A 6,708-nucleotide genomic window follows, 5' to 3' on the forward strand; every position below is an offset into this window, starting at 1 on the left:
GCCCCGCCGCCGCCCGCCGTGCTGACCCCCGCTGCCTGGCAACGCATTGACCAGGAACTGATCGATGCATCGGTAGGCGCCGCAGGCTCGGCCAACGACTATGCGCGGCGCTCGATGCGGGTATGGAAAGAACAGGTACAGCAACGTACCGAAAGCGACTTCATTCCCTGGTTCACCGGTTACTGGACCCAGCAATGGCTGACCCTCAAGGTCGCCTGGTACAAGCTCAACAGCGGTGAGGGCCGCGAGCCTGCGGAAAAACGCCTGGCCCTGTACCTGCAGGAGCAGTACCAGAACCGGGTGATCGAGCCGGTGGCCGAGCAGATCAACCCCGAAGTCATCCGCGACCGCGCCTGCGAGTTGTACCTGCAACTCTTTGGCCAGCAACTGCCGGCCATCATCCAGCGCTACAACGCCCCACCCGATCAGCTCAGCCAGCGCCTGAACCGGGTCCCGGCCATTGCCCTGGGGCCGCCGCCGGCGCGCAACGCCAGCCTCTATCAATTGCTCAAGGCCAAGCCACTCGACCAGCAACCCGCCTGGCTCGCCCTGCGCGACCACCTGCACCGGCAAGCGGCCAAGGGCCCGGGGCAGACCGACGTAGGCCTGTCGTCGGTGGCCACCCGCGCCAGCGAAAAGCTTGGCGCCACCCTGGCCCCTCGCGGCATTGCCAGTGCCGTGGCCAGTGCGGTGGGCAAGGTGGCCGGGGCGATGATCTCGGTGGCGGCAGCCGGCTACGGCATGATCACCCACGATCGCGATCACCCGGAGATGGTCGAGCAATTGCGGGTGATCCTCAACGTGGCGCTCAATCAGGAATGGCAGGAGTTGATGGAGAACCGCCAGAGCGGCGCCATGGCGGGGGTGTACTACCTGTCGGGGCAGGTCGAGGACAGTTTGCTGGCCAGTGCGCCGCGGCCAGTGGACCCGGCCGTGCAACCGGAACAACCTGCGCGGCAGGAGCCCTTGTTGATCCGCCTGCCGCCATAGCGGTACCGACACCCTCAGGCGGTAGCCATGGCCGATGCCGGCAGACCGAAGATGCGGTCGAACGCCCAGTTGTAGGCAAACGTGTAGCACGGCACCAGGATGATAAAGGCAAGGTCCACCAGGAACGCCTCGACCAGGCTCATGCCCAGCCACCAGGCAATCAGCGGGATCAGGTACACCACCAGGGTCAGCTGGAAACCGACGGCATGCACCACCCGCCGTGCCACGCTGCGGCCGCGCTTGGCCTGGCGGCTCTCCCAATACTCGAACAGGCTGTTGTAAATCAGGTTCCAGAGCATGGCGATGGTGGTGATCATCACCGCCAGCGGCCCGGTATGCGAAGCCTGGGTATCGGACAAGTAAGCCAGCCCCAGCGTCGACATGCACAAGCCGATCAGCTCGTAGAAAGTCACGTAGACCAGTTTGCGTTTCAGTCCTTGCACCGGTTTTACCTCATGTGGAATCAAGCGAAGGGCGCGAGAATGATTCAAATTTATTGACAGAAAAAGTCGGTAGCTTTCAGATTGACTGACAGGAGGCCGACATGAACTTTTCCAGTGACAATATCCAGCTGTTCCTCGCCGTGCTCGACCGGGGTTCGTTTTCCGCTGCGGCGCGCACCCTTGGCCGGGTACCTTCTGCCGTCAGCATGGCCATCGGCAACCTTGAAGCCGAACTGGGCTACCCCCTGTTCGAGCGTGGCCCGCGCGAGGTTCACCCCACCGCCCAGGCGGTGGCGCTAGAGCCACACGCCAGGCTGATCGCCGAGCAACTGGGGCTATTGCAGGTGCACGCACTGGAGTTGTCGCAAGGGCTGGAAAGCAGCCTGACCCTCGCCGTGGTCCCGGACATCGATCAGCGCCCGCTGTTTACTGCCATCGCCAGCCTGGGCGAGCGCTACCCGCTGCTGGACATCCAACTGCTCAGTGCCCCGCAGGAAGACGCATTGCAGTTGCTCGACAGCGGCCGTGCCGACCTGTGCCTGGCCTTCGCCGGCCTGCACGTCGATGCCCGCCGGGGGTTCCAGCACATTGGTACGCAATCGCTGGTTGCTACCCTGTCACCGGCGCACCCGGCACTGCGCGACGGGCGCATCCGCTACCTGGAAGACCTGATCAACGTGCGCCAGATCCTGGTGCGCAGCCGCGACCTGCCGCTGGCCGACCCGCGCGCGCTGATCGGCGCCACGCACTGGTCCACCGACAGTTTCGACTTCGCCGTGCAAATGGTCGAAGCAGGCCTTGGCTGGGGCGATTTGCCCTTGGCCAGGGTGGCGCCACTGATCGCTGCCGGGCGCCTGGTACGTCTGCGTTTTGGCAATACCCGCAACGAACTTCAGTTGCCGATTCATGCCTTCTGGCGCAGGCAGCAACCGCTGCGCCAAGCGGCGCGTCTGCTGATCGAACAGCTAGCCAACTGCTAGCGCACCGTCCGTCGAAATCGCCTCAGCCTGATGACGTAAGTGCTTCAATTTTTTATGAGATTTGCCGATACCAGAGTGGACAGGCCCATCGCGCCACAAGCGCGCAGTGCCCTTCCCTCCATGGCTCAAGGTCTCGAAACATGAACCTGAAATTTCGCCACAAGATCCTCCTCAGCGCGTGCGGCGTCGTGGTACTGGCCTTTGCCCTGTTCACGCTCTACAACGACTACCTGCAACGCAACATCATCGCCCAGAACATCGAATCGTCGGTGCAGCAGTCCGGTGCGCTGACTGCCAGCAGCGTGCAGAACTGGATGAGCGGGCGCATCCTGGTGCTGGAGAACCTGGCCCAGGACATTGCTGAACAAGGGACGGGCGATACCCTGGCCGGGCTGATCGAGCAGCCTTCTTACACAACAAACTTCCTCTTCACCTACCTGGGCCAGGCCAATGGTGTGTTCACCCAGCGCCCCAATGCCCAGATGCCGGCCGGTTACGACCCACGCCAGCGCCCCTGGTATGGCGCCGCCGCAAGCGCCGGGCAGACCGTCCTAACAGCCCCTTACCAGGGCGCCGTCGGTGGCCTGATGGTGACCATCGCCACGCCGGTCAAGCGTGACGGCGAAATGCTCGGAGTGGTCGGCGGCGACCTGACCCTCGATACCTTGGTGCAGATCATCAACTCGGTCGACTTCGGCGGCATCGGCCACGCCTTCCTCGCCGACAGCAGCGGCCAAGTGATCGTCAGCCCCGACAAAGACCAGGTGATGAAGAACCTCAAGGACATCTACCCAGGCGCTGGCTTGCGCGTGGAGCCCGGCATGCAGGATGTCACCCTCGATGGCCAACAGCGGTTGATCTCCTTTGCCCCGGTGGCCGGCTTGCCGTCTGCCCAGTGGTATATCGGCCTGTCGATCGACAAGGACAAGGCCTACGCCGCATTGGGCCAGTTCCGCACCTCGGCGATCATCGCCATGGTCATTGCCGTGGCGGCCATCGCCGGGCTGCTGGGCTTGCTGATCCCGGTGCTGATGCGCCCGCTGACCACCATGGGCCGCGCCATGCGCGACATCGCCGAAGGTGAAGGCGACCTGACCCGCCGCCTTGCCGTGCAGCGCAAGGACGAGTTCGGCGAGCTCGCCACCTCGTTCAACCACTTTGTAGAACGCATTCACACCTCGATCAGCGAAGTGTCGTCGGCCACGCGGCTGGTGCACGACCTGTCGGAAAAGGTGGTCAACGCCTCCAATGCCTCGATCATCGGTTCCGAAGAGCAGAGCATGCGCACCAACAGTGTCGCTGCGGCCATCAACCAGCTGGGTGCCGCCACTCAGGAAATCGCACGCAACGCTGCCGACGCTTCGCAGCACGCCAGCGGCGCCAGCGAGCAGGCCAATGGCGGGCGCGAAGTGGTGGAAGAAGCGATCAACGCCATGACCGCCCTGTCGCAGCGCATCAGCGAATCCTGCGAACAGATCGAAACGCTCAATGCCAGCACCGACGAAATCGGCAAGATCCTCGACGTGATCAAGGGCATCTCCCAGCAGACCAACCTGCTGGCGCTCAACGCCGCGATCGAAGCGGCCCGTGCTGGTGAAGCCGGGCGCGGGTTTGCCGTGGTCGCCGACGAGGTTCGCAACCTGGCGCACCGCACCCAGGAATCGGCGGAAGAGATCCACCGCATGATCACCAGCCTGCAGGTCGGCTCGCGTGAGGCGGTGCACACCATGAACACCAGCCAGGTGTCCAGCGAACAGACCGTGCAGGTCGCCAACCAGGCCGGTGTTCGCCTGGCCAGCGTGACCCAGCGCATCGGCGAGATCGACGGCATGAACCAGTCGGTGGCCACCGCTACCGAAGAGCAGACCGCAGTGGTCGAGAGCCTTAACCTGGACATCACCCAGATCAATGCGCTCAACCAGCAAGGGGTAGAGAACCTCAACCAGACACTGCAGCATTGCGATGCGCTGGCGCAGCAGGCCGGGCGTTTGAAGCAACTGGTGGGCAGCTTCCGCATCTGAGGGGATGTGCCGGCACGCTCGCCTTCTGCAGGGGATGAGCGTGCCGGCGCTGAAGCTCAGGCAGTTATAACCTAATAACGAACAAGTCTATTTGGCTATATAAACTACCTATATGCTGGCACCCATCCGATCACGGGCAAAGCTGGGCAGTCGAGTAGCGTATGGATGTAGGTTCTTTCGGTTTCACCATAGCCGGGCTGGTTGTGGGGTTCATCGTCGGCATGACCGGCGTCGGTGGCGGTTCGCTGATGACGCCGATCCTGCTGTGGTTTGGCATCAGCCCAGCCACCGCGGTCGGCACCGACCTGCTCTACGCCGCCATCACCAAGGCCAGTGGCGTGTGGGTGCACAGCCGCAACAAGAACATCGACTGGAGAATCACCGGCCTGCTCAGCCTGGGCAGCGTCCCGGCAGCAGCGCTGACCCTGTGGTTCCTGAGCACCCTGCACACCGACACCTCGGCGCTCAATGGCATCATCAAGCAGGGCCTGGCGGTGGTATTGATCCTCACTGCGCTGGCAATCCTGTTCAAGTCGCGGCTGCAAGCGTTCGCCAACCGCCATGCCGGTGACCATTACCAACTCAGCGACCGTAGCCTAAACATCCTTACCGTCCTCACCGGCGTGGTGCTGGGTGTCATGGTCACCCTCACCTCGATCGGTGCCGGCGCCCTGGGCACCGTGGCGCTGTTTTTGCTTTACCCGTTCTTGGTCACCCGGCGCCTGGTGGGCACCGAGATCGCCCACGCGGTGCCGTTGACCCTGGTCGCAGGCCTGGGCCACGCCGGCATGGGCAACATGGACTGGTCGCTGCTGGGCTACCTGCTGCTCGGCTCGTTGCCCGGCATCTACCTGGGCAGCCACCTCACCGGGCGGATCTCCGACCGCGTGCTGCGGCCCTGCCTGGCGGGGATGCTGTTGCTGATCGGGTACAAGCTGGCGTTTTGAGGGAAGGATTTGGCGTGAGACGGGTTGGCCGGCCCTCGCGCCATCACAAGCCACACCTCACCCGAGCCGCAAGCGCCATCGCCCGGTAAAGCTCAGTTGCACACGCGACAAAGGCAGCACATCAATCTGCCGATGGGCAGCCAGGGGGCAGCCAAGCACCTGCACCAGCACCGCGCGAATCACCATGGGATGGGTCACCGCCACCCACTCGCCCGGTTTATCGAATGCCGCCAGCCACCCCGCCATGCGCTGGCACAGCTCGGCAAACGACTCACCACCATGCGGCGCACTGTGCGGGTCGTCCAGCCACAACGCCAGCGCCTGCGGTTGCTCAGCCTGCAATTGTTTCAATGCCAGCCCGTGCCAGCACCCCAGGTCGCAATCGGCCAACGCTGGCTCGACCTGCACCGGCATCGAAAAACCTGCCGCCGTTGCCCTCGCACGCTGCTCCGGCGCGGTCAGCATGCGCGTTTCAGGCGCCACGGCGAACGGCTGGGCGTGCAGCGGCAAGATGCTGTCGTCAGGGCGGTGCAAGCGCCCGGTCTTCTGGGCCGTTGTCAGGGCATGACAGATCAAGGTCAGGTGTACGGCTTTCACCAGGCGGCTTCTTCGCAGGGGACGGCCGACTGGTTTAGCACGCCGAGGTTATTTTTTCCGCAACAATGTCGCAGCCCTGGAGGAACACTGCGTTACGATGGCCAGTCCAAATTAGGCGAAATGCCACTAGAGCCGACCCGAATGCCAGCCAGCTCCTCCTCTCCCAGCCCGTTGCTGCTAGCCCTGCGCGAGGGCACACGCGACTGCCACAAGTCGCTCGAAGCCCGCCTGCCGTTCTTTCAAGCGCACTTCGATGCCGCTGCCTACAGCCGGCTACTGCAAGCCTATTACGGGTTCCACGCCCCTCTCGAAGCGCGGCTGGGCGATTATCAGGAACCCGTGAGGGCCAAGACACCGGCTCTCACCCTGGACCTGCAAGCCTTGCACCTGAGCGCCGCCGACATCGATGCCCTGCCCCTGTGCCAGGCGCTGCCTGCCATCAACGATGAGGCAAGCGCGCTGGGTGTGATGTACGTAATGGAAGGCTCGACCCTGGGTGGCCAGGTACTCAAAAAGGCAATGTCCGAACGCCTGGGTCTCGACCCGGCCAGCGGCACAGGTTTTTTCGATGTATACGGTGCGCGGACCGGCAACTACTGGCGCAGCTTCCTCGACCGCCTTGGCCAGGCCTCGACAGCACCTGCAGCGCAGGCCGCCACCGTGCAGGCGGCCATCGAAACATTCCAGAGCTTCGAGCGCTGGCTTGGGCAACGCAACGTGCTGAACCAAA

General features: G+C 63.7%; 7 protein-coding genes and 1 pseudogene. 6 read left to right on the top strand and 2 right to left on the bottom strand.

Annotation, left to right across the window (positions count from 1 at the left end):
- Nucleotides 1–990: hypothetical protein (locus BLX42_RS14415; protein ID WP_161872031.1), on the top strand; the 990-nt coding region annotated here is incomplete at its 5' end.
- Nucleotides 991–1,004: 14 nt separating this feature from the next.
- On the opposite strand, the gene BLX42_RS14420 is transcribed toward BLX42_RS14415, so the two are convergent.
- The gene (locus tag BLX42_RS14420) at nucleotides 1,005–1,433 is read right to left on the bottom strand and encodes a PACE efflux transporter (protein WP_012313628.1); all 429 of its coding nucleotides are present in this window, start codon (nucleotides 1,431–1,433) and stop codon (nucleotides 1,005–1,007) included.
- 101 nt (nucleotides 1,434–1,534) lie between these two features.
- Between BLX42_RS14420 and BLX42_RS14425 the strand changes: the two genes are divergently transcribed.
- The 4 genes and pseudogenes from BLX42_RS14425 (at nucleotide 1,535) to BLX42_RS14435 (ending at nucleotide 5,381) form a co-directional block, all read left to right on the top strand.
- A complete protein-coding gene (locus tag BLX42_RS14425) occupies nucleotides 1,535–2,413 on the top strand; it encodes a LysR family transcriptional regulator (protein WP_161872032.1) in 879 nt (292 codons plus the stop codon).
- A gap of 140 nt (nucleotides 2,414–2,553) precedes the next feature.
- Nucleotides 2,554–3,576 (top strand): annotated as a pseudogene (gene mcpA, locus BLX42_RS27210) (methyl-accepting chemotaxis protein McpA); the annotation flags it as partial.
- A 117-nt stretch (nucleotides 3,577–3,693) separates the two neighbouring features.
- Entirely contained in the window at nucleotides 3,694–4,434 is a 741-nt protein-coding gene (locus BLX42_RS27215; protein ID WP_371316843.1) for a methyl-accepting chemotaxis protein, read from the top strand.
- 161 nt (nucleotides 4,435–4,595) lie between these two features.
- Complete coding sequence (locus BLX42_RS14435) at nucleotides 4,596–5,381, top strand: sulfite exporter TauE/SafE family protein (protein ID WP_012313625.1); 786 nt, start codon at nucleotides 4,596–4,598, stop codon at nucleotides 5,379–5,381.
- Between the two features lie 57 nt (nucleotides 5,382–5,438).
- Here BLX42_RS14435 and BLX42_RS14440 read toward each other — a convergent pair whose 3' ends face one another.
- Nucleotides 5,439–5,978 carry a histidine phosphatase family protein gene (locus BLX42_RS14440; protein WP_046787914.1) on the bottom strand — a complete coding sequence of 180 codons (540 nt, stop codon included), beginning with the start codon at nucleotides 5,976–5,978 and terminating at the stop codon, nucleotides 5,439–5,441.
- Nucleotides 5,979–6,119: 141 nt separating this feature from the next.
- On the opposite strand from BLX42_RS14440, the gene BLX42_RS14445 reads away from it, so the two are divergent.
- Nucleotides 6,120–6,708, top strand: a 589-nt coding sequence (locus BLX42_RS14445; RefSeq protein WP_161872034.1) for a biliverdin-producing heme oxygenase, incomplete at its 3' end; no start/stop codon positions are given.

The organism is Pseudomonas sp. SG-MS2, from assembly GCF_009933855.1.
In the GTDB taxonomy this organism is placed as follows: domain Bacteria; phylum Pseudomonadota; class Gammaproteobacteria; order Pseudomonadales; family Pseudomonadaceae; genus Aquipseudomonas; species Aquipseudomonas putida_E.